The 20,813-nt window shown below is 59.2% G+C and carries 17 protein-coding genes and 1 tRNA gene; 17 read left to right on the top strand and 1 reads right to left on the bottom strand.

Annotation, left to right across the window (positions count from 1 at the left end):
* The first annotated feature begins 127 nt into the window (after positions 1–127).
* The 8 genes from I2H81_RS02360 to I2H81_RS02325 all read left to right on the top strand — a co-directional run bounded on the left by I2H81_RS02360 (position 128) and on the right by I2H81_RS02325 (position 8,231).
* Positions 128–1,294 carry an ABC transporter substrate-binding protein gene (locus tag I2H81_RS02360; RefSeq protein ID WP_195644398.1) on the top strand — a complete coding sequence of 389 codons (1,167 nt, stop codon included), beginning with the start codon at positions 128–130 and terminating at the stop codon, positions 1,292–1,294.
* A gap of 271 nt (positions 1,295–1,565) precedes the next feature.
* Positions 1,566–2,753: an ABC transporter substrate-binding protein gene (locus I2H81_RS02355; RefSeq protein WP_117855262.1), complete on the top strand. Its 1,188-nt coding sequence runs from the start codon at positions 1,566–1,568 to the stop codon at positions 2,751–2,753.
* Between the two features lie 139 nt (positions 2,754–2,892).
* The gene (locus I2H81_RS02350) at positions 2,893–3,774 is read left to right on the top strand and encodes a branched-chain amino acid ABC transporter permease (RefSeq protein ID WP_117582912.1); all 882 of its coding nucleotides are present in this window, start codon (positions 2,893–2,895) and stop codon (positions 3,772–3,774) included.
* 9 nt (positions 3,775–3,783) lie between these two features.
* Positions 3,784–4,863, top strand: coding sequence for a branched-chain amino acid ABC transporter permease (locus tag I2H81_RS02345; protein ID WP_195644397.1), 1,080 nt, complete (start codon positions 3,784–3,786; stop codon positions 4,861–4,863).
* The gene (locus tag I2H81_RS02340; RefSeq protein WP_089573307.1) at positions 4,853–5,713 is read left to right on the top strand and encodes an ABC transporter ATP-binding protein; all 861 of its coding nucleotides are present in this window, start codon (positions 4,853–4,855) and stop codon (positions 5,711–5,713) included. Before I2H81_RS02345 ends, I2H81_RS02340 begins: the two co-directional genes overlap by 11 nt.
* Positions 5,714–6,427 carry an ABC transporter ATP-binding protein gene (locus I2H81_RS02335; RefSeq protein WP_229108026.1) on the top strand — a complete coding sequence of 238 codons (714 nt, stop codon included), beginning with the start codon at positions 5,714–5,716 and terminating at the stop codon, positions 6,425–6,427. It begins immediately after the preceding gene.
* Positions 6,428–6,752: 325 nt separating this feature from the next.
* Positions 6,753–7,430 (top strand): copper homeostasis protein CutC, encoded by a 678-nt coding sequence (locus I2H81_RS02330; RefSeq protein WP_195644396.1) that lies wholly within the window; start codon positions 6,753–6,755, stop codon positions 7,428–7,430.
* A gap of 3 nt (positions 7,431–7,433) precedes the next feature.
* Positions 7,434–8,231, top strand: coding sequence for a DUF4931 domain-containing protein (locus I2H81_RS02325; RefSeq protein ID WP_195644395.1), 798 nt, complete (start codon positions 7,434–7,436; stop codon positions 8,229–8,231).
* Positions 8,232–8,261: 30 nt separating this feature from the next.
* On the opposite strand, the gene I2H81_RS02320 is transcribed toward I2H81_RS02325, so the two are convergent.
* The gene (locus I2H81_RS02320; RefSeq protein ID WP_195644394.1) at positions 8,262–9,260 is read right to left on the bottom strand and encodes a bile acid:sodium symporter family protein; all 999 of its coding nucleotides are present in this window, start codon (positions 9,258–9,260) and stop codon (positions 8,262–8,264) included.
* 276 nt (positions 9,261–9,536) lie between these two features.
* Here I2H81_RS02320 and recJ point away from each other — a divergent pair, with 276 nt between their 5' ends.
* The 9 genes from recJ (at position 9,537) to rplT (ending at position 20,483) form a co-directional block, all read left to right on the top strand.
* Entirely contained in the window at positions 9,537–12,824 is a 3,288-nt protein-coding gene (gene recJ / locus I2H81_RS02315) for a single-stranded-DNA-specific exonuclease RecJ (protein WP_195644393.1), read from the top strand.
* Between the two features lie 15 nt (positions 12,825–12,839).
* On the top strand, positions 12,840–15,200 hold the full coding sequence (locus I2H81_RS02310) for a RelA/SpoT family protein (RefSeq protein WP_195644392.1): 2,361 nt from the start codon (positions 12,840–12,842) through the stop codon (positions 15,198–15,200).
* Between the two features lie 93 nt (positions 15,201–15,293).
* Entirely contained in the window at positions 15,294–15,968 is a 675-nt protein-coding gene (locus I2H81_RS02305; RefSeq protein WP_195644391.1) for an MBL fold metallo-hydrolase, read from the top strand.
* A 194-nt stretch (positions 15,969–16,162) separates the two neighbouring features.
* On the top strand, positions 16,163–17,029 hold the full coding sequence (gene fba / locus I2H81_RS02300) for a class II fructose-1,6-bisphosphate aldolase (protein ID WP_035137086.1): 867 nt from the start codon (positions 16,163–16,165) through the stop codon (positions 17,027–17,029).
* A gap of 253 nt (positions 17,030–17,282) precedes the next feature.
* Positions 17,283–18,716, top strand: a complete 1,434-nt coding sequence (locus tag I2H81_RS02295; RefSeq protein ID WP_195644390.1) for a transglutaminase-like domain-containing protein — start codon at positions 17,283–17,285, stop codon at positions 18,714–18,716.
* A 39-nt stretch (positions 18,717–18,755) separates the two neighbouring features.
* Positions 18,756–18,842, top strand: a tRNA-Leu gene (locus tag I2H81_RS02290).
* A 441-nt stretch (positions 18,843–19,283) separates the two neighbouring features.
* On the top strand, positions 19,284–19,853 hold the full coding sequence (gene infC / locus I2H81_RS02285) for a translation initiation factor IF-3 (RefSeq protein WP_006234423.1): 570 nt from the start codon (positions 19,284–19,286) through the stop codon (positions 19,851–19,853).
* Between the two features lie 32 nt (positions 19,854–19,885).
* Positions 19,886–20,077 carry a 50S ribosomal protein L35 gene (gene rpmI / locus I2H81_RS02280; RefSeq protein WP_006234422.1) on the top strand — a complete coding sequence of 64 codons (192 nt, stop codon included), beginning with the start codon at positions 19,886–19,888 and terminating at the stop codon, positions 20,075–20,077.
* 46 nt (positions 20,078–20,123) lie between these two features.
* Positions 20,124–20,483: a 50S ribosomal protein L20 gene (gene rplT / locus I2H81_RS02275; protein WP_006234421.1), complete on the top strand. Its 360-nt coding sequence runs from the start codon at positions 20,124–20,126 to the stop codon at positions 20,481–20,483.
* The last annotated feature ends 330 nt before the right edge of the window (positions 20,484–20,813 follow it).

Genomic DNA, 20,813 nt, shown 5'->3' with positions numbered 1-20,813 from the left:
CTGCGGAAACATTGGAAACATGCTCGCTACAAACGGAACTCCGTAACAAACTGTCAACGTTTGCGCCATAAGGTTTGCCCTGTACCGCAAGACGGCCGCACCGCGGCCAGCGAAAAAGGGGGACACCATGTTCAACATCAACAGCACGCTCAGCCGTAGGAACTTTCTCGCCGGCGCTGCGGCGCTCGGCAGTACCGCCGCACTCGCTGGTTGCTCGTCGGGTGGCTCGGACGGCGGCTCCGCCGATGACGGCAAGACCTTCAAGATCGGTGTCATCGGCCCTCTGACCGGCGCCGCGGCAACCTATGGCGTTTCGGCCGAGAAGGGTGCCAAGCTTGCCGCCAAGGATTTCTCGACCAAGGACCTCAAACTCTCGCTTAAGTCCGAGGATGACGTCGCCGACGGCGAGAAGGCTATCAACGCCTTCAATACCCTGTGCGACTGGGGCATGCAGGCGCTCGTCGGCCCCGTCACGACTGGTGCCGCCGTCGCTGTCTCGGGCGAGATCGCCGACGATATGCTCATGGTCACGCCCTCTGCTTCGTCCCTCGACGTCACCAAGGACAAGACCACGGTTTTCCAGGTTTGCTTTACCGACCCCACCATGGGCGCGAGTGCTGCCAAGTTTTTGGCCGAGAAGTATGCAGACGCCAAGATCGCCCTATTTTACAACTCCGGCGATACGTACAGCTCGGGTGTTGCCGACGCCTTTGCCGAGCAGGCCAAGGAGTCCAAACTTGATATCGTCGATACCGAGACCTTTAAGGACGACTCTTCCACGAGCTTTACCAACCAGCTCACCAAGGCCAAGGAGGCCGGCGCCACGCTTATCTTTGCCCCGATCTATTACACGCCGGCGTCCGTTTTGCTCAAGAACGCCAAGGACATGGGCTACGACATGACCCTCATGGGCACCGACGGCATGGACGGCCTGCTCTCCGTTGAGGGCTTCGACACCTCTCTTGCCGAGGGCGTGCTGCTCATGACCCCGTTCTCTGCCGACGATGAGAAGAACGCCGACTTCGTCAAGGCATATAAGGACGCCTACGACGAGACGCCCAACCAGTTTGCCGCCGATGCCTATGACTGCGTCCATGCGATTGTCGAGGCTATCGATAAGGCTGACATCGACATCACGGCCGACGGCGCCGACATTGCCGGCGATCTTGCCAAGGCCATGCGCAAGATCAAGATCGAGGGCCTGACGGGCGAGCTCACGTGGAACGACGAGGGCCAAGTCGAGAAGCCCGCTACAGCCTATGTGATCCAGGACGGCAAGTACATCGCCGCCTAAGTGCGCATAAAGCGCTACCGGTGAGGCTGTTTTAATCAGGGCAGGGACGCTTGTAACAGAATGGAAACATTACTTTCACACAATAAAGTGGCTAAACTGCATAAACCAATAGAAATACGCATAATTATGGATAAACGGACAAAACAAAAGAAAAGTTGAAATAATCGCCACTTTTCTCAACTAAAGCGTCTACTATTTTGCGAACGCCGAACACGGCGAAGGATGGCCTGTTGGGTAACCGAAACCCGACGAGATTTGAGAGGAGAGCCGCATGTCGAGCCTCACCGGTAAGTCATTGAACCCTGTTATGAATCGCAGGAGCGTTATCGCGAGCGCAGCAGGTCTGGGGGCGATGTCTATTCTAGCTGGCTGCTCCTCCAACGGCGGCGACAGCGGTTCCGCTTCGGGCGACGCTTCGTTTAAGATCGGCACCATCGGCCCGCTGACCGGCGCCAACGCGTCCTACGGCAAGTCCGTTACCCAGGGTGTCGAGCTTGGCTGCAAGGATTTCTCGACCAAGGAGCTGCCGCTTGCCAGCAAGGCCGAGGATGACCAGGCCGACGGCGAGAAGGCCGTCAACGCCTTTAACACCCTGCTCGACTGGGGCATGCAGGCCCTCGTCGGCCCGACCACCACGGGTGCGTCGGTTGCCGTTGCCGCCGAGTGCGGTAACGACCCCGAGACGTTCATGATCACTCCGTCCGCGTCCTCCGAGGACGTCACCAAGGGCAAGGATTGCGTCTTCCAGGTTTGCTTTACCGATCCCAACCAGGGCGTCAACGCTGCCAAGTTCCTGGCGCAGAAGTATGCGGACGAGAAGTTCGTGCTGTTCTATAACTCCGGCGACGCCTATTCTTCGGGCATCGCAGATTCCTTTAAGGTTCAGGCCGCTAAATCCAAGCTCGAGATTGTTGACGAGGAGACCTTTAAGGACGACTCCGCCACGAGCTTTACCAACCAGCTCACCAAGGCCAAGCAGGCCGGCGCTACCATGATCTTTGCGCCGATCTACTACACGCCGGCGTCCGTCCTGCTCAAGAACGCCAAGGACATGGGCTACGACGTCAAGATGATGGGCTGCGACGGCATGGACGGCATCCTGGGCGTTGAGGGCTTCGACACCTCTCTTGCCGAGGGTCTGCTGCTCATGACCCCGTTCTCCGCCGACGACGAGAAGAACGCCGACTTCGTCAACGCTTACAAGGATAAGTATGGCGAGACTCCGGACCAGTTTGCCGCCGACGCTTACGACGGCGTGCACGCGGTGGCCGAGGCCCTCGAGGAGGCCGGTCTTGGTGTCGACGCCGACCCGACCGAGGTCGCCGAGAAGCTGCCTAAGGCTATGCTCAAGATTACCGTTGACGGTCTGACCGGCAAGCTCACCTGGAACGATAAGGGCCAGGTCCAGAAGGAGCCCACGGCGTACGTCATCACCGACGGCAAGTACGTACAGGCCTAATAAGCCGCCTTACATAGAGCGGTTTTGATCCCAAGCAGGGGAGGTTTTGGCCTTCCCTGCTTGCTTGGTATCTAGGGACAGTGTAACGTCCCTGTTTCATACATTAACTGGAAACCTATTCGAAAGGGGGATGTGGAACATGACAGTCTTTATCCAATACCTGGTCAACGGCCTGTCCATGGGCAGCGTCTACGCCATCATCGCGTTGGGCTACACCATGGTCTATGGCATCGCCAAGATGCTGAACTTCGCTCACGGCGACGTTATCATGGTCGGTGCCTATGTCTCGTTCTGCGCCACGTCGTATCTCGGCCTCCCGGGCTGGGCATCTGTAATTCTCTCTTGTGTGGTCTGTACCGTTCTCGGTGTTCTCATCGAGGGTCTGGCATACAAGCCGCTGCGTCAGGCGGGCCCGCTGGCCGTTCTGATCACGGCCATCGGCGTGTCTTACTTCCTGCAGAACGCCGCGCAGCTTCTGTGGGGCGCCACGCCCAAGAACTTCACTTCGCTCGTCACCTTCCAGGTGCCGGAGTTCTTGGCCAAGTTCAATGTAAGCGCCGTCTCGCTCGTCACCATCGTCGCCTGCCTGGTTATCATGGCCGGCCTGATGTTCTTTACAGGTAAGACCAAGATGGGCAAAGCCATGCGCGCCGTGTCCGAGGACAAAGCCGCCGCTCAGCTCATGGGCATCAACGTCAACCGTACCATCTCGATGACGTTTGCCATCGGCTCCGCCCTTGCCGCCATCGCCGGTGTGCTCCTGTGCTCCTACTCGCCGGTCCTGCAACCCACCACGGGCGCCATGCCTGGCATCAAGGCCTTCGACGCCGCCGTCTTCGGCGGTATCGGCTCCATCCCCGGTGCCTTTGTCGGTGGCATTCTCATCGGCATCATCGAGGCGATGGCACAGGCTTACATTTCCACGAGCCTTGCCAACTCCATCGTCTTTGGTGTTCTGATCATCGTCCTGCTCGTCAAGCCTGCCGGCCTCTTGGGCAAGTACGTCCCCGAGAAGGTGTAGGTGAGCGTTATGAAGTTTCTTAAAGACAAGCAGACGCGTCACGACTTTGTTACGTACGCCATGTGCCTTGTGGCGTTCGCCATCGTGTTCTTTATGCAGTCCAACCATATGATTCCGCGCATGATCGCCGGTCAGCTGGTTCCCATCACGGCCTATATCGTCATGGCCATCTCCCTTAACCTCGTCGTCGGCATCGCGGGCGACTTGTCGCTGGGCCATGCGGGCTTTATGAGTGTCGGTGCCTACACGGGCATCGTCACCGCGGTCGCCCTCGAGAGCGCCGTTCCCTCCGATCCGGTGCGCCTTATCATCAGTATCGTGGTCGGCGCCATCGCTGCCGCCATCCTGGGCTTCTTGATCGGCATCCCGGTCCTGCGCCTGAGCGGCGACTATCTGGCCATCGTGACCCTGGCTTTTGGCGAGATCATCAAAGAGATCGTCACCTGCCTTATCGTGGGCGTCGACTCCCGCGGCCTGCATGTGATCTTTAACATCACAGGTAACTCCACGATCGACGACCTGCACCTGCTCGAGGACGGCACCGCCATCATCAAGGGCGCCCAGGGCGCTTCGGGTGTGTCGACCTATTCGACCTTCCTTGCCGGCGCCATCCTGGTCATGGTCGCGCTCGTGATTGTACTCAACCTGGTCCGCAGCCGTACCGGCCGTGCCATTATGGCCGTGCGCGACAACAAGATCGCTGCCGAGTCCGTGGGTATCTCCGTCACCCAGTACCGCATGATCGCCTTCGTGGTTTCCGCCGCTCTCGCCGGTGCTGCCGGAGCCCTCTTCGGCGGTAACTTCTCGCAGCTCTCCGCCACTAAGTTCGACTTCAACACGTCCATCCTCATCCTGGTGTTCGTGGTCTTGGGCGGTCTGGGCAATATGCGCGGCTCCGTCATCGCGGCGGCGTTGCTCACGGTGCTTCCCGAGCTGCTCCGTCAGTTCTCGGACTACCGCATGCTCATCTACGCCATCGTGCTGATCCTGGTCATGATCTTTACCAACAACCCGCAGCTCAAGGCGTTCTTCGCACGCATTAAGGATCGCTTTGCTCCCAAGAAGGAGGTGGCAGCCGATGCCCAGTAAGTTTGAGTTCAACAAGGGCAAGATGGTCCCGTATCCTTCTGGCGCCATTGTCCCCGACCGCGACTTGGGCCAGCGACCGGCGCTCGAGTGCATCCACCTGGGCATTGAGTTTGGCGGCCTCAAGGCGGTCGACGACTTTAGCCTAACCATCGGCAAGACCGAGATCGCCGGTCTCATCGGCCCCAACGGTGCCGGCAAGACCACGGTCTTCAACCTGCTCACCAAGGTGTACCAGCCCACGCATGGCACCATCCTGCTCGATGGTGAGGACACCTCGGGCAAGTCGGTCTATCAGGTCAACCGCATGGGTATTGCCCGTACATTCCAGAACATTCGCCTGTTCAACACCATGACGGTGGAGGATAACGTCAAGGTCGGTCTGCACAATCAGGAGCGCTACTCCGGCTTTGAGGGCGTGCTGCGCCTGCCGACGTATTGGAAGCACGAGAAGGCTGCCCACGAGCGCGCCATGGAGCTGCTGTCCATTTTTGACATGGAGCACCTGGCAAATGAACAGGCCGGCTCGCTGCCTTACGGCGCTCAGCGTCGTCTGGAGATCGTCCGCGCGCTTGCCACCAACCCCAAGCTGCTGTTGCTCGACGAGCCTGCCGCCGGCATGAACCCGTCCGAGACCGCGGAGCTCATGGAGAACATCGTCAAGATCCGCGACACCTTCGGCATCGCCATCATGCTTATCGAGCATGATATGTCGCTCGTTATGAACATCTGCGAGGGCATCTGCGTGCTTAACTTTGGCAAGGTTATCGCCAAGGGTACGGCCGAGGAAATCCAGAACAACGACGCCGTTATCGAGGCATATCTGGGCAAGCAGGATAAGGGGGAGAACTAAATGGCAGAGCCGATGCTTTCCGTCTACAACATCAACGTCTGGTACGGCGCCATCCACGCCATCAAGGACATCTCCTTTAACGTTAACGAGGGCGAGATCGTGGCCTTGATTGGTGCGAACGGTGCCGGCAAGTCCACAACGCTCAAGACCGTCTCGGGCTTGCTGCGTTCCAAGACCGGCTCCATCAAGTTTATGGGCGAGGACATTACCCATACGCCCGCCGACAAGCTGGTGGGCAAGGGCCTGGCCCAGGTTCCCGAGGGACGTCGCGCCTTTTTGCAGATGACGGTTGAGGAGAACCTGGAGATGGGCGCCTATACGCAGCCCAAGTCCACGGTGGCTCCGGGCCTTGAGCGCGTCTACGAGCAGTTCCCGCGCCTGAAGGAGCGCCGTCGCCAGGTCGCCGGCACCCTTTCGGGCGGCGAGCAGCAGATGCTCGTTATGGGCCGCGCCCTTATGAGTAACCCCAAGCTGCTCATGCTCGACGAGCCTTCCATGGGCCTGGCGCCGATTCTGATCGAGCAGATCTTCCAGATTGTCGAGGAACTGCATAAGGCCGGCACCACGGTGCTTCTGGTCGAGCAAAACGCACAGATGGCTCTTTCCATCGCCACACGCGGCTACGTGCTCGAGACCGGTAAGATTACCTTGACCGGCACCGGCCAAGAGCTCCTGCACGACGATAACGTTCGCAAAGCATATCTTGGTGGTTAGATAGTTACGGCGTTTTACCAAACGCCGTAACTACTTGACGCTGCAAGCCCGCCAGGGCGGCAATCTGCCTTTCAACTTCGGCGGCATGACCAGAAGGTCAATGCCGCCTCGTTTCAAGGCACCTTGCTCGCCCTAGCGGGCTTTCGCTGTCGTTGCCAAAACATCGACGTTGTGGCAGATGCCAACGACTACTCCCTTTATGTTGCGGTGGAATAGGGACAATGGGAGCCTCAGAGGCCAAAAAGAGTCCCTATTCCACCGCAACTTCATGGGGGTGTGTGACAATGCCCGTCGGAAAACATCTGCTGTCTTTGGGGGTCTATCTATGCTGTACGAGTTTTGTGCCGAGAACTTTGAGCGTGTGCCGGCGGCTATCGATGCCGGTGCAAGGCGTATCGAGCTGTGCGACAACCTTGCCGTTGGTGGCACTACGCCTTCGGCCGGCGTTATCAGCGCTACGACCAACTATGCTCACGAGCACGATGCACGGGTGATGTGCATGATTCGCCCGCGTGGCGGCGACTTTCACTACAACCAGGACGAGCTGCGTATGATGGAGATGGATCTGGGCCTTGCTGTGAGTGCGGGCGTTGACGGCTTGGTCTTTGGCTGCTGCAAGCCCTGCGCTGGCGGATGGGCGCTCGACGAACTTACGCTTGGCGCCCTCGTGATGGCTGCGGGCTGCGCGACCGAGGAGTGCAAGCGCGAATCCCTTGACATCACTTTCCACATTGCGTTTGACCAGCTCTCGCCCGAGGCTCAGCTGGACGCCATTGACACGCTCGCCGACTGCGGCGTCACGCGCATTCTGACGCACGGTGGTACTGCCGGTACGCCGATCGAGGACAACTTCGAAAACCTGGCTCGTTTAATCGAGTATGCGGGCGATCGTTTGACCATCCTTCCCGGCGGCGGCATCACTACGGCCAACCGCGATACCGTGGCGGCGGCACTGGGCGTCTCCGAGCTCCATGGCACCAAGATCGTGCCGCTGGAGGTATAACCCGTGGCGCTGGTATTTGACGTTCAGCAGGCGAACGGTAAGCCCGACGACAACCGTCGTCCCGGCACCGCGTGCCCCTTTTGCGATACCGAGGAACTCGCCAATATCATCCGGCGCGATGGCGACTGCATCTGGCTCGAGAATAAGTTTAAGACCTTGCGGGCCACTCGCCAGACCGTATTGATTGAGTCGTCCGACCACGACGCCGATCTGGTGACCTATGCGCCGGACGAGCTGCATCATGTTATGCGGTTTGCTCTGGATTGCTGGCAGCGGATGATTGACTCCCGGCAGTATCGCAGCGTTCTCATGTACAAGAACAAGGGCCCACTTTCGGGCGGCAGTCTGGTCCATCCGCACATGCAGATTGTGGGTTTGGAGCAGGAAGACGGCTATGCTTCGCTGACTTCCGCCAATTTCGAAGGCATCAATGTCTGGCAACAGGGGAGAATCTCGGTCAATATCTCAACCGAACCGATCATGGGGTTCTTTGAGATCAACGTTTCAGCCCCACAGGGAATCGCCGCCAGCGATGACGCACGAGACCAAGCCGAGGCGGATCTCTTTGCCGATGCGATCCAGGTAGCTCTGCGCTATATCCTAAACGAGCACCACGGTGGTCGCGCAGAGTCGTACAACTTGTTCTTCTATCACCTGGGCGGTCGGACCATTGCCAAGGCGCTGCCGCGTTGGGTGGTTTCGCCCTACTTTGTCGGCTATCGTTTGGCCCAAGTCAATGCCGAGACGACGCTCGATATCGATGCTGAGCGTCTGCGTGCGCATCTGGAAACGCTCGTATAGCAAGACTAACACCCGCGTAATGCGGACAGCCTAGCGCGCCATGGCGTCGCGGCCGGCTTCGACCCGCTTGCGCTGTTTGGTGCGCTCCTCGCCGGTCAGGCGCTCAAAGAGGTGCCCGATAATTGAGGCCAACACCTGCTGAAACAGCGTGCCGCACATGACGGGGAATACCATTTCGCCGGGAAAATATTGCGTGGCGATGACGGCACCCGAAGAGATGTTGCGCATGCCGCAGGTAAAGCACATGGTGGTCGTCTCGCTATACGGCAGGTGCAGGGCCCGGGCGATCAGGACGCCGATGATAAAGCCGCTGATGGCGAACACCAGGATAAAGAGTGCGACTTCCAAGCGCTCAACATTCATGTGTAGCACGTACTCGCTCATAGCGGTGGAGTTGGACGCGATGACGCCCATCATCATGAACTTGCAGGCGGGCGAGAGCGCGGGAGAGAGTTTCTCGTGGCCCCAGCCGCGCGTGAGTTCATTGATGACAATACCGAGCACAGCGGGGATGGCGATCATAAAGGCCATGTTCTGCATCATGCTCGGCACATCGATCGAGACGGTGGCGCCCAGCAAGAGCTTGAGCGTGAGCGGAATCGTCACGGGCGAGATGACCGAGGACGTCAGGATGATGGTGAGCGCGAGCGGGCCGTTGCCGCCGAACATGCTAATCCACATAAAGGCGGTGACGGCCACGGGCACGCTGTATTCGAGTACAATGCCGCAGACAAGGTTGGGGTTGGAGCCAAAGAAGAGTGACCCCATGGCATACGCCGCGATGGGAATAAGCACTGCCGAGACCAGCAACGCCAGAATCAGGTGCAGCGGACGGTGGAACACCTCGGCTACCTGGTGAAAGGTGTTACTGAGCGCACCCTGAAACGTCATAAAGGCAAACAAGGTGGGAACGATGGGCTTGAGCACGCCGATCTGCTGGGGAAAGAGCACGCCGAGCGCCACACAAATCGGAACGATGACCTGCATATGCCCCGCGAGAAACTTGCCCAGTCCAACCCATTGCTTCATATGCGCTTGTGACTCCCTTTGCTCGTGAATCCGTTTTGAATGGATATGCTAGACGCTCGCGTGCGTCCGTGCGTCAGAAACGCTTGAATATTTCGAGGCTATTACCGGCATCGTTTACCGAAACCGCGGCGTGCTGCGGCGATTTGCGTCCGCGCTGCACGGTATAATAAATCCGTTCAACAGATCTGCCTGCCGAAGCGGGCATACACAGAGGACTCATCGCTATGAACCGTGAGAGGTATCGCGGCGACCTGCCCCTATCGGGGGTGGGCGCCTATGTCATCGCTTAAGACGACGCATCGCTGGGCGGTCGCTCAGCAAAACCCCGAACTCGAAAAGGAGCTTTCGGCTGGCCTGGGAATACCCGGGCTGGTGGCGCGCATTATGGTTGCGCACGGCATTACATCCATCGAAGAAGGCCAGCTGTTTTTGACGCCTTCGCTCGATCGCGACTGGGCCGACCCACTCATTATCCCGGGCATGTCGGTCGTTGCCGACCGCGTCGAGCGTGCTATTCGCAACCACGAGCACATTGCGGTCTTTGGCGATTTTGACGTTGACGGTATTACGTCGACCTGCCTGTTGACCGAGGCACTGCGCACGTTTGGCGCCGATGTCACGCCGTTTATTCCGCATCGCTTTGACGAGGGCTACGGTCTCTCGCGCGCGGCGCTCGACCGCGTTAACGAGCTCGCTCGCCCCCAGCTGATCGTGACCGTCGATAACGGTATTGCCGCCAAGGAAGAGGTTTCCTATCTGGAGAGCCTGGGGATCGATTTGGTGGTCACGGACCATCACGAGCCCTCCGACCAGGTGCCGCAGGGTGTGCCCCTGACCGACCCCAAGCTCGAGGATGAGGGGCCCTCGCGTGAACTTGCCGGTGCTGGTGTGGCGCTCAAGCTGGTGCAAGTCCTGGGTGAGCGCCTGGGCAAGCCGTCGTATTGGCGTTCGCTAATCGAGGTCGCGGCGCTGGGCACCGTGTCCGACATGATGCCGCTCACGCCCGAGAACCGCGCGCTGGTTGCCGAGGGCATCCAGCAGATGCGCGTAACCGCTCGTCCCGGCTATATCGCGCTTGCCGCGCTCGCCAAGGCGGACCTTTCGAGCATTACGGCGGATGGCCTATCGTTCTCGCTCATTCCCCGCTTAAACGCTGCCGGTCGCATGGCCGATCCCAAGCTGGCGCTCGACCTGCTGCTTGCCCGCGATCCCATCGAAGCAAGCGCACTGGCGGCTGAGCTCGAGGAAATCAACCGCCAGCGCCGTGAGATCGAGGCGGAGCTCACGCGCGATGCCATGGCAAAGGTCGAGAAGACCTATGACGGCGGACGCGCAATCGTCGTGGGTAGCGAGGGCTGGCACGAGGGCGTCAAGGGCATCGTGGCAAGCCGTCTGACCAACCGCTATCACGTGCCGGCGCTGCTGTTCTCGATCGAGGACGGTATCGCGCGCGGCTCTGGTCGCTCGGTGGGCAAGGTCAACCTGTTCGACGCCGTAGAGCGCTGCTCCGATCTGCTGATTCGTCGCGGCGGACATGCGGGCGCGGTGGGCGTGACCATCGAGGCGTCCAAGCTCGATGAGTTCCGCCGTCGCCTTTCGGCCGTGCTATCGGAGCTTCCCGCCGAGGACTTTGAGGACACCGACGAGGTTGCCGCCACTGTTGACCTCTCCGAGCTGAATATTGAGACTATCGAGCAAATCTCCCGTCTTGAGCCGTTTGGCCAGGGCAACAAGGTGCCGCTGCTGGCTGCCGAGGGCGTGACGATGTGCGACCGCGCCGTGGTGGGCAAAACCGGCGAGCACATGCGCTTTGTGGCGACCGATGGCGCCGCGAGTGTGCCGGCCATTATGTTCCGCGTGCCGCAAATCGATAAGCTCATCAACTGCGATAGCGCTGTCGACTTGGTGTTCGAGGCCGTTGCCGAGCATTGGCAGGGGCGTGTGAAGCCCAAGCTCATGATCAAGGATGTTCTGGTCCGCGATACCACGCTGCCCAGCGTCGACGATCCGGCATGCGAGCTTCGTCGTGGCATGCAGCCGGCGGATTCCGGCCTGCGCCTGGAGTCGCGTAAGCGCGAGACGCTCGCCCAGCTTTCCTATTCCGAGCTCACGCGCTCGCTTATTCATAGCTTTATCGGATCGAACCAGCCGCACCGCGCGCAGGCTGAGGCACTCGATGCCTTGGCCGACCACCAGAGCGTCTTGGCCGTTATGGGAACGGGCCGCGGCAAGTCTCTCATCTTCCATGTACATGCTGCGCGCGAGGCTGTCCTTCGCGGACGTGCGAGCATCTTTGTCTATCCGCTGCGCGCGCTTGTTGCCGACCAGGCCTATCACCTCTCGTCGACGATGGCAGCGCTTGGCATTGGTGTTGGCGTGCTGACCGGCGAGACCGTGGAGGCCGCACGCGATGGCGTGTTCGCCGGCCTAGCTTCGGGCCGCACCGGTATCGTGCTCACGACGCCCGAGTTCCTATCTATCCACCGTGACCGCTTCGCGCGTTCGGGCCGCATCGGCTTTGTCGTTATCGATGAGGCGCACCACGCCGGCCTTGCCAAGGGCGGCGACCGCAGCGCCTATCTCGACATGCCCGATATCCTCAAAGCCCTGGGCGACCCGGTTGTTATGGCTGCGACGGCCACCGCGACGGCTCCGGTCGTGGCCGAGCTTGCCCGCATGCTGCCGATTACTCGCACGGTGGTCGACGAGACGGTGCGCGAGAATCTGCAGCTCGAGGACGACCGCGATCTTGCGAGCCGCGAAAACCGCCTGGTGTCGATCGTGGCGACGGGGGAGAAGACCGTCATTTACGTCAATTCGCGCGACCAGTCCGTGGCGCTCGCCAAGACGTTGCGCAAGCGTGTGCCCGATTACGCAACCCATATCGCGTTCTATAACGCGGGACTTGCGCGCTCCGATCGCCGCCGCGTGGAGGAAGCATTCCGAGACGGAAGCCTCAGCTGCATCGTTTCAACTTCGGCTTTCGGTGAGGGCGTCAACCTGCCCGATATCCGCCATGTCGTGCTCTACCACATGCCGTTTGGCGCCATTGAGTTCAACCAGATGAGCGGGCGTGCCGGTCGTGACGGACAGCCCGCCGTGATCCACCTGCTCTATTCGTCGCGCGACGCCCGCATCAACGAGCGCCTGCTCGACTGCTACGCACCCGAGCGCGACGAGCTCGTCACACTCTATCGCGCGCTGCAGACCATGTGGCGCTCCAACCGCGGTAAGACCGGGGATGATTCATTCTGCGCAAGCGATATCGACATCGCGCAGATGTGCCTTGCCATCGATGCCCGCACCCCGGTCGACGAACGTTCGGTGGCAAGCGGCCTGGGAATCTTCGAAGAGCTTGGTTTCTGTCGCGTTTCGGGGTTTGACGACACCCGTCGCATCGCGATGGCCGAAAACCCCGGTCGTGTGCAATTGAGCAGGTCAATTCGCTATTTGGAGGGCTTGCGCTCGCGCATGGAGTTCTCGGCTTTCCGGAGTTGGGCGCTCGATTCGTGCGCTTCTGATATGCTAGCCAAAGTTAACCGCCCGATCGTACCGCGGGCCTAGGGGAAGGGGACCTCGATGGATGCCGCAGCCCGTACCGCCCATGATTCCACCCTCCAGCCGTTCTCGGAGATGGAGCACTATAAGCATGCTGATGAGCTGCCGCCCGAGATTATGGCGGACAGCTACGACAAGCTGGAGCGCCTGTGCCTCAAATATATGAATGAGGACGACTTCTCTAAGGTTGAACAGGCCTACTGCTTTGCCGCCGAGAAGCACTGCAACCAAAAGCGCCGCTCGGGCGAGATGTACATTAACCATCCCGTCGAGGTGGCCATCATTTTGGCCGACCTCAAGATGGACCGTGACGTGGTGTGCGCCGCGCTGCTGCACGATACCGTCGAGGATACCGAGACCTCGCTTGCCGATGTTTCCGGCCTGTTTGGCGATACGGTGGCCGAGCTCGTCGATGGCGTGACCAAGCTCACCAACATCGAAGTCGACAGCATGGACGAGAAGCAGGCCCTCACGCTGCGCAAGATGTTCCTCGCCATGTCCAAGGACATCCGCGTCATTATCGTTAAGCTTGCCGATCGTCTGCACAACATGCGCACCCTTGCCGCCCTGCGTGAGGACCGTCGCCTGTTTAAGGCTCGCGAGACCATGGACGTGTACGCGCCCCTGGCCGACCGTCTGGGCATGAGCTCCATTAAATGGGAGCTCGAGGACCTGTCCTTCTTCTACCTGGAGCCCGATGCCTACCAGCGCATCGCACGCATGGTGGCGGAGTCGCGCGAGGTCCGTGAGCGCTATCTGGCCGAGACCATCAAGACGCTCACCGACGAACTCAACCGCATTGGCCTGGAAGACTTCCAGATCAACGGCCGTTCCAAGCACTATTGGTCCATCTACCAAAAGATGAAGCGCAAGGGCAAGGAATTCTCCGAGATCTACGACCTGGTGGCACTGCGCGTCATCACGCATTCGGTGCGCGATTGCTACTCCACGCTCGGCGCGGTGCACACACTGTGGCACCCCATGCCCGGTCGCTTTAAAGACTATATCGCCATGCCCAAGGTCAATAACTACCAGTCGCTCCACACGACGGTCATCGGCCCCACGGCTCGCCCGCTCGAGATTCAGATTCGAACCTACGAGATGCATGAGCAGGCCGAGTACGGCATTGCCGCCCACTGGCTATATAAGAAGTCGGGCGGATCGTCTGCGTCTAAGACCAATGATGCGCAGCGTCTGGACGATCAGATTAACTGGCTCAAGCATTCACTCGATTGGGCGGCGTCTGACGAGATCACCGATGCCAAGGAATACCTGCACTCGCTGAAGGTTGACCTGTTTGACCAGGAGATTTTTGTCTTTACGCCCAAGGGTGAGGTCATGGCGCTTCGTGCCGGTTCTACGCCGCTCGACTTTGCCTACGCTGTCCATACCGAGGTCGGCAACCACTGCGTCGGCGCCAAGATCAACGGTGCGGTAGCGCCGCTCACGCACGAAATCAAGACGGGCGACCGCGTTGAAATCCTGACCAACAAGAGCTCCAAGCCGTCGCGCGATTGGCTCAAGATCGTTAAGACGCCTTCCGCCAAGTCAAAGATCCGCCGCTATTTTGCCGCCGCGACCAAGGACGACGACGCTGCCGCCGGCCGCGATATACTGGCCAAGGACCTGCGCAAGCGCGGGTACGGCATCTCTACGCCGCGATCCACGCGTGCGCTCAACGCCGTGGCGGAGCAGTTTAACTATAAGCAGCTCGAGGACCTGTTTGCCGCCGTCGGCGCCGGCAAGGTCGCCCCGCGCGCTGTGGGCAATAAGGTCGAGCAAATCTTGGACCCCAAGCCCGAGGAGCAGCTCTCCAAGGCCGAGGCTATCGCCGAGGTCGTGAAGCAGCCTGCCCGCGGCTCCAACCGCAAGCCGCAAAAGCGCGGCAAGAGCGCCAGCAACGGCATTATCGTCAAGGGCGAGAGCAACAGCGGCCTGCTGGTCCGTCTGGCCCATTGCTGCAACCCCGTGACGGGCGACGACATCGTCGGCTTCATCACGCGCGGTCGTGGCGTTTCGGTGCATCGCGCCAACTGCCCCAACGTCAAGGGTCTTATGGAACATCCCGAGCGCATGATCGATGTGGAATGGGACGGCGCTGCTGACACCCTCTTCCAGGTCGAGATCGTGGTCGAGTGCCTGGACCGCATGGGCCTGCTCAAGGATGTCACCATTGCCATTGGCGATGCGGGCGGCAATATCCTTTCTGCCGCCACGTCGACCAACCGCGAGGGTATTGCAACCCTGCGCTTTATGGTCGAGATCTCGGACGCGAGTGGTCTGGATCCGCTGCTGGCCTCTATCAGCAGCGTTGACTCGGTCTACGACGCGCGTCGCTTGATGCCCGGCGAGGGTGGAGCCCAGCTTAAGCGCCGCGTTTAGTCGCGACGAACGTGCCACATTATCGATATTCGCTACACTCGAGGCATCGTTTGATGCCTCGAGTTCTATAGAGAGGAGAGGGACATAGGTGCTGTGTCCTTGGATTTAACTCCCAAGGGATCGGTCGAGATCGAGACGCTCGTAAACGGTCCCATTCAGACCAATAGCTATGCTGTTATTACGGACAATGAGTGCGTGATTATCGATCCCGCATGGGAAGGCGAGCGCTTGGTGGAGCATATTCGAGCCGAGCATCCCGGTGTACGCGTGCTTGGCGCCGTATGCACTCATGGCCATGCCGATCATGTTGGCGGTGTTGCCGGCGTGCGAACCACCGTTGGCGAGGGCTGCCAGTATGAGCTGTGTGCTAAGGATGTGGCGGTGCCGCATGCGAATATCGAGGAACAGCGAGCTATGTGGGGCATTGAGACGCCCGACCCCGGGGAGCCGACGCGTCTGCTCGCCGAGGGCGATGCTATCGAGGTGGGCGATATCTGCCTGCAGGTGATCGAGACGCCCGGTCACACACCGGGTGGCATTGTCTTGTTTGCTGCCACCGAGCGGGGGAACATTGCCTTTGCGGGTGACACGCTATTCCCGGGCAGCCACGGCCGCACCGATCTTGCCGGTGGCGACGAGGCGGCGATTCTGCGCTCGCTCTCCAAGCTCGCCCGGCTTCTCCCGCCCGATACCGTTTGCCTAACCGGCCATGGCGATTCGACCACCATGGCACGCGAGCTCATACAGAACCCTTTCATGCGGATGTAGCTTAATAGTCGGCTTTTGAAGCACGAGAAGCGTCCAAACGTCAAGCTATTTTTCCCCAACGGGTCGATTCCGTAGGGCAAACGGTCAAAAAAGTCTGTTTGGACGATATTCGTGAACAAACGAACGTTTATGCTCGGGTGCGCCGTGGTAAAATCTCAGGCGTTATCGGAGCAACCTTACAGGAGGTTTCTTTTATGCTCGTCAACGCAGCAGACATGCTCAAGAAGGCCGAGGCCGGCAAGTACGGTCTTGGTGCCTTCAACACCAACAACCTCGAGTGGACCCTGGCTATTCTCCAGGCCGCCGAGGAGGCCAAGTCTCCGCTGATCCTTCAGTGCACCGCTGGTGCCGCTAAGTGGATGGGCGGTTTCAAGGTCTGCGCCGACATGGTCAAGGCTGCCGTCGAGGCCACGGGCGTTACCGTTCCCGTCGCCCTTCACCTCGATCACGGTTCTTACGAGGACTGCTTCAAGTGCATCGAGGCCGGCTTCACGTCCATCATGTATGACGGCTCTCACGAGGAGACCTTCCAGCTTAACCTCGACCGCACCAAGGAGCTCGTCGAGCTTGCCCACTCCAAGGGCATGTCCATCGAGGCCGAGGTCGGCGGCATCGGCGGCACCGAGGACGGCGTGACCTCCAGCGGCGAGCTCGCTGATCCTGCTGAGTGCAAGCAGATTGCTGACCTGGGCGTCGACTTCCTCGCCTGCGGCATCGGCAACATCCATGGCGTGTACCCCGCCGACTGGGCTGGCCTTTCCTTCGAGCGCCTGGGTGAGATCAAGGCCCAGACCGGCGACCTGCCCCTCGTCCTGCACGGTGGCACCGGCATCCCCGAGGATCAGATCAAGAAGGCCATCTCCCTGGGCATCTCCAAGATCAACGTCAACACCGACCTGCAGCTCGTCTTCGCCAAGGGCGTCCGTGAGTACATCGAGGCTGGCAAGGATCAGCAGGGCAAGGGCTTTGACCCCCGCAAGCTCCTCAAGCCTGGTCGCGACAACATCGTTGCCCGCACCAAGGAGCTCATGGAGGAGTTTGGCTCCGTCAACAAGGCGTAAGTAGCGGTTTAACTTCCCGCCGGAGGCCCCGTTTCCCCTACGCTGTTTCCCTCGCGCTCACCTGGCTTTGCCAGAAGTCGCGCCAAGGAAGCAGTTCCGGGGGACGGGGCTTCCTTCGTTTAACGCCGCAGGGTTACGAGGCTGAATTATTTATTTGACTACCGTTCAGCGGTGTTGATGGCTCCCTTGTTGGGGCTTTCTTTTTATCTCGCTACAATGGGCTTCAAGCGTTCTAGTGACTTGGAGTTTTGGTATGGCTGTTATTAATGTACTGCCTTCGGATGGGAAGGTTATTGACGAGGGTCCTGTTGGTTGCTCTGTTGATGTTTGCTGTGATGACTTTCGTCATCTCGATGTTGGACTGCCGCCCGAGATTCTTCGTCTTAAGGATGCGGGGTATTTGACGCAGGCTGTTGCTGCCTGCGATCGCCTTTTGGAGCAGAACCCCGAGCCTTCGCTGGCTGCTTGTGTTCGTGCCGAGCGGTATCGCATGCTCGAGACGCCGCTTCATTTTTCGGTGTCGCGCGATCAGGCTATTGCGATGATTCGCGAGGAGTGGCCAGAGTTTACCGAAGAGCAGTTTGATGACCTGATTAATCGTAAGCGTATTGACTGGCGCTTTATCGATGGCGAACTGTTCGTTCTCGACAACTTCCTCGATTCGCTTCGCGTATATCCCAAAGAGGTTCCCGGCATGCGGCCCGATTCTACGGACGGAATAGCACTGCGCAACGAGATGCTCAAGGAGATGGAGTCGCAAAACGGATTGGCTCGCGTCATTACGCTTAAAGCGTCCGTGTCTGTCCCCGGCGCTCTGGAAGGGGAGACCGTTTGCGCTTGGCTTCCCGTCGCAGCTGCCTGCCGTCAGCAGTCTCGGGTCGAGATTCTCGAAATGACGCCGGAGGGTGCTGTTGCTCCCGCGAATGCTTCGGCGCGTACCGCCTCGTGGTCTTCCTCGAGCGAGCACTTATTTTCGGTGACCTATCGTTATCACATCGATGCTGCTTATTGTGATGTCTACGGTGGCACACTTCCGGTTCACCCGCGTATGGACGCGCCTCTGCCCGAGGATATTTCCGAGGACCGTCCGCACATTGCGTTTACACCGTATCTGCAGCAGCTAACGGCCCGTGTCATTGACGGGCTCGATGATCCGCTCGATCGCGCCCGTGCTATCTATGATTACCTGACGCAGTATATCGACTATCGCTATCAGCCGCCGTACTTGCTTTTGGGATCTATTGCCGATGACTGCGCGCATTCGCTCCGCGGCGATTGCGGCGTTATGGCGCTCACGTTTATCACCATGTGCCGTATCGCGGGCGTGCCTGCCCGTTGGCAGAGCGGCCTGTATGTTGCGCCCGATTCGGTGGGGTCGCACGACTGGGCAGAGTTCTATACGCCGCAGACCGGTTGGCTCAACGCCGACGTGTCATTTGGATCTTCTGCTCGTAGGATGGGGGAGGAGTGGCGCCGCCGTCACTACTTTGGCAATCTCGACCCGTGGCGTATGGTGGCCAACAATCGATTCCAGGCAGAGTTTGAGCCCTCTTTCGACGGCATGCGCGAGGACCCTTACGATAACCAGATGGGTGAGGCTTCGGTCGACGGTCGCGGATGCCGTCGGCGCGAGATGCTCCGTGTGGTCGAACTCATCGAAATGCTCGAAGTTCCATTTTCGGACTAATCGGTAGAAAGCTGTGATAAACTAACTCACGCATTGCGTGCCCGAGTGGCGGAATTGGCAGACGCAGTGGACTCAAAATCCACCGTTGGCAACAACGTGCGAGTTCGAGTCTCGCCTCGGGCACCATTCATGCAAGCGAGCGTTCAAGGGGGTTGCGGCCCCCTTTTTCGTGCCGAACTCGCGTGAGCGCGCGAAGCGTTAAGCAAACAGGCTTGTGGCCTGTTTGTAGCGGAGCGTGGCGAGGGCGCCACGCGCCCGAAGCCTGGAGCTTAGCGAAGCGAAGGCCCTTCGAGTCTCGCCTCGGGCACCATACATACAAGCGAGTATTCAAGGGGGTTCAAGGGGGTCAAGGCCCCTTTTTCGTGTACGTAATGTGATAACGTGCTGTACGTGTTATTATTCCCAAGGCGTTGTTCCCGCAATGCCCTAAAGAGGAACCTGAGGGTTCCCACCTTTTGGCGCCAATGAGCAGCTGACTGGTCATACAACTTAGATTCCCTTCCTCAAATCGAGGAAGTCTATGTGTACGACCTGGTTGCTGAGAAGCGCCGGGTTATTTTTTTATGAATGGAGGTAGGGAAAATAGCTAAGTCTGATGACACCCGCATCAACGACGAGATCACTGCATCTTCGTGTCGTTTGATTGGCGTCGATGGCTCTCAGCTCGGCCTGTTCGCCATCCGCGATGCCCAGCGCGTCGCCGACGATCAGGGTCTCGACCTAGTCGAGATCGCTCCCAACGCGGAGCCGCCGGTCTGCAAGGTCATGGACTACGGTAAGTTCAAGTACCAGCAGGCCATGAAGGCCAAGGCTGCTCGTAAGAACCAGTCCAAGGTCGAGGTCAAGGAAATGAAGTTTCGACCCAAGATCGACGTTGGCGACTACGAGACCAAGAAGGGCCACGTTCTGCGTTTCCTCAAGAAGGGCGCACGCGTTAAGATCACCATCATGTTCCGCGGCCGTGAGATGGCTCACCCGGAGCAGGGTCTTAACGTTCTCGAGCGTCTCGCCGAGGACCTTAAGCCTTACGCTACGGTCGAGTCCAAGCCTAAGATGGAAGGCCGTAACATGCTTATGCTGCTCGCCCCGATTAAGGGCGCCTTTGATGAGGATAAAGCGGCAAGCGATACCAAGTAACTAGTGTTCTGTAACCGATTAAGGAGTATTTCATGCCTAAGATGAAGTCCCACAGCGGCACCAAGAAGCGTTTCCGCAAGACTGGTACCGGCAAGCTTATGCGCGCCAAGGCTTTCAAGAGCCACATCCTGAGCAAGAAGTCCACCAAGCGTAAGCGTGGCTTCCGTCAGGAGACCGAGATCGCCGCTGCCGACCGCAAGGTCATCAAGTCGCGTCTCGCCTAAGTTCGCGTTCCCGTTTTTCGTTTAACCGTCTAGGAGTTGATAGAACATGGCTCGTATTAAGCGCGCTGTTGCCGCCAAGAAGAAGCGCCGTACCGTTATGCACCGTGCGAAGGGTTACTACGGTGCCGCTTCGCGTACTTACAAGCATGCTAAAGAGCAGGTCCAGCACTCCCTGCAGTATCAGTATCGTGATCGCCGCAACAAGAAGCGCGAGATCCGTTCTCTCTGGATCACCCGCATCAACGCTGCTGCTCGCCTGAACGACATCTCTTACTCTCAGTTCATGCACGGCCTGAAGGTTGCCGGCATCGAGCTCGACCGCAAGGTCCTGGCTCAGATGGCTTACGAGGACATCGAGTCCTTCAACGAGCTGGCTACCATCGCCAAGAAGGCTCTCGAGGCCTAATAGATTCTCTTGAATCGCTAGGGGAGTGTCGCGTTGTACGCGGCGCTCCCTCTTTTTATCTGAAGCGCGGTTTACATTGCTAAAAGCGCGGGTAGATAGACACTTACAGGTGACCGATCTCTATATATTCCTGAACCAAAGGGTCATCATCTGATACGTGCGGAAGATCCGCACCAGTCTTTCTATTAGCTATAGAAAGCGATATGTTGTGTAGGACTTGTGAAGAGTGGAATTGACGTCCCACAGAGCTTCGCGGTCTGGCAATATATCTCCTTGCCGCGCGGCCCGGTCGGACCGGATCAGCCGCGGGGCGTGCACCTTGAGAACCGG

It is taken from the genome of Collinsella aerofaciens (assembly GCF_015561195.1).
In the GTDB taxonomy this organism is placed as follows: Bacteria; Actinomycetota; Coriobacteriia; order Coriobacteriales; family Coriobacteriaceae; genus Collinsella; species Collinsella aerofaciens_AC.
This window is presented reverse-complemented; position numbering and strand designations above follow the sequence as displayed.

Bases quoted from the DNA above. Each gene is read 5' to 3' on its own strand.
- I2H81_RS02330 (WP_195644396.1), top strand. From the start codon at position 6,753: ATGCTGTACGAGTTTTGTGCCGAGAACTTTGAGCGTGTGCCGGCGGCT.
- I2H81_RS02340 (WP_089573307.1), top strand. From the start codon at position 4,853: ATGCCCAGTAAGTTTGAGTTCAACAAGGGCAAGATGGTCCCGTATCCT.
- recJ (WP_195644393.1), top strand. From the start codon at position 9,537: ATGTCATCGCTTAAGACGACGCATCGCTGGGCGGTCGCTCAGCAAAAC.
- I2H81_RS02360 (WP_195644398.1), top strand. From the start codon at position 128: ATGTTCAACATCAACAGCACGCTCAGCCGTAGGAACTTTCTCGCCGGC.
- I2H81_RS02345 (WP_195644397.1), top strand. From the start codon at position 3,784: ATGAAGTTTCTTAAAGACAAGCAGACGCGTCACGACTTTGTTACGTAC.
- infC (WP_006234423.1), top strand. From the start codon at position 19,284: ATGGAGGTAGGGAAAATAGCTAAGTCTGATGACACCCGCATCAACGAC.
- I2H81_RS02320 (WP_195644394.1), bottom strand. From the start codon at position 9,260: ATGAAGCAATGGGTTGGACTGGGCAAGTTTCTCGCGGGGCATATGCAG.
- I2H81_RS02350 (WP_117582912.1), top strand. From the start codon at position 2,893: ATGACAGTCTTTATCCAATACCTGGTCAACGGCCTGTCCATGGGCAGC.
- I2H81_RS02355 (WP_117855262.1), top strand. From the start codon at position 1,566: ATGTCGAGCCTCACCGGTAAGTCATTGAACCCTGTTATGAATCGCAGG.
- rplT (WP_006234421.1), top strand. From the start codon at position 20,124: ATGGCTCGTATTAAGCGCGCTGTTGCCGCCAAGAAGAAGCGCCGTACC.
- fba (WP_035137086.1), top strand. From the start codon at position 16,163: ATGCTCGTCAACGCAGCAGACATGCTCAAGAAGGCCGAGGCCGGCAAG.
- I2H81_RS02295 (WP_195644390.1), top strand. From the start codon at position 17,283: ATGGCTGTTATTAATGTACTGCCTTCGGATGGGAAGGTTATTGACGAG.
- I2H81_RS02310 (WP_195644392.1), top strand. From the start codon at position 12,840: ATGGATGCCGCAGCCCGTACCGCCCATGATTCCACCCTCCAGCCGTTC.
- rpmI (WP_006234422.1), top strand. From the start codon at position 19,886: ATGCCTAAGATGAAGTCCCACAGCGGCACCAAGAAGCGTTTCCGCAAG.
- I2H81_RS02335 (WP_229108026.1), top strand. From the start codon at position 5,714: ATGGCAGAGCCGATGCTTTCCGTCTACAACATCAACGTCTGGTACGGC.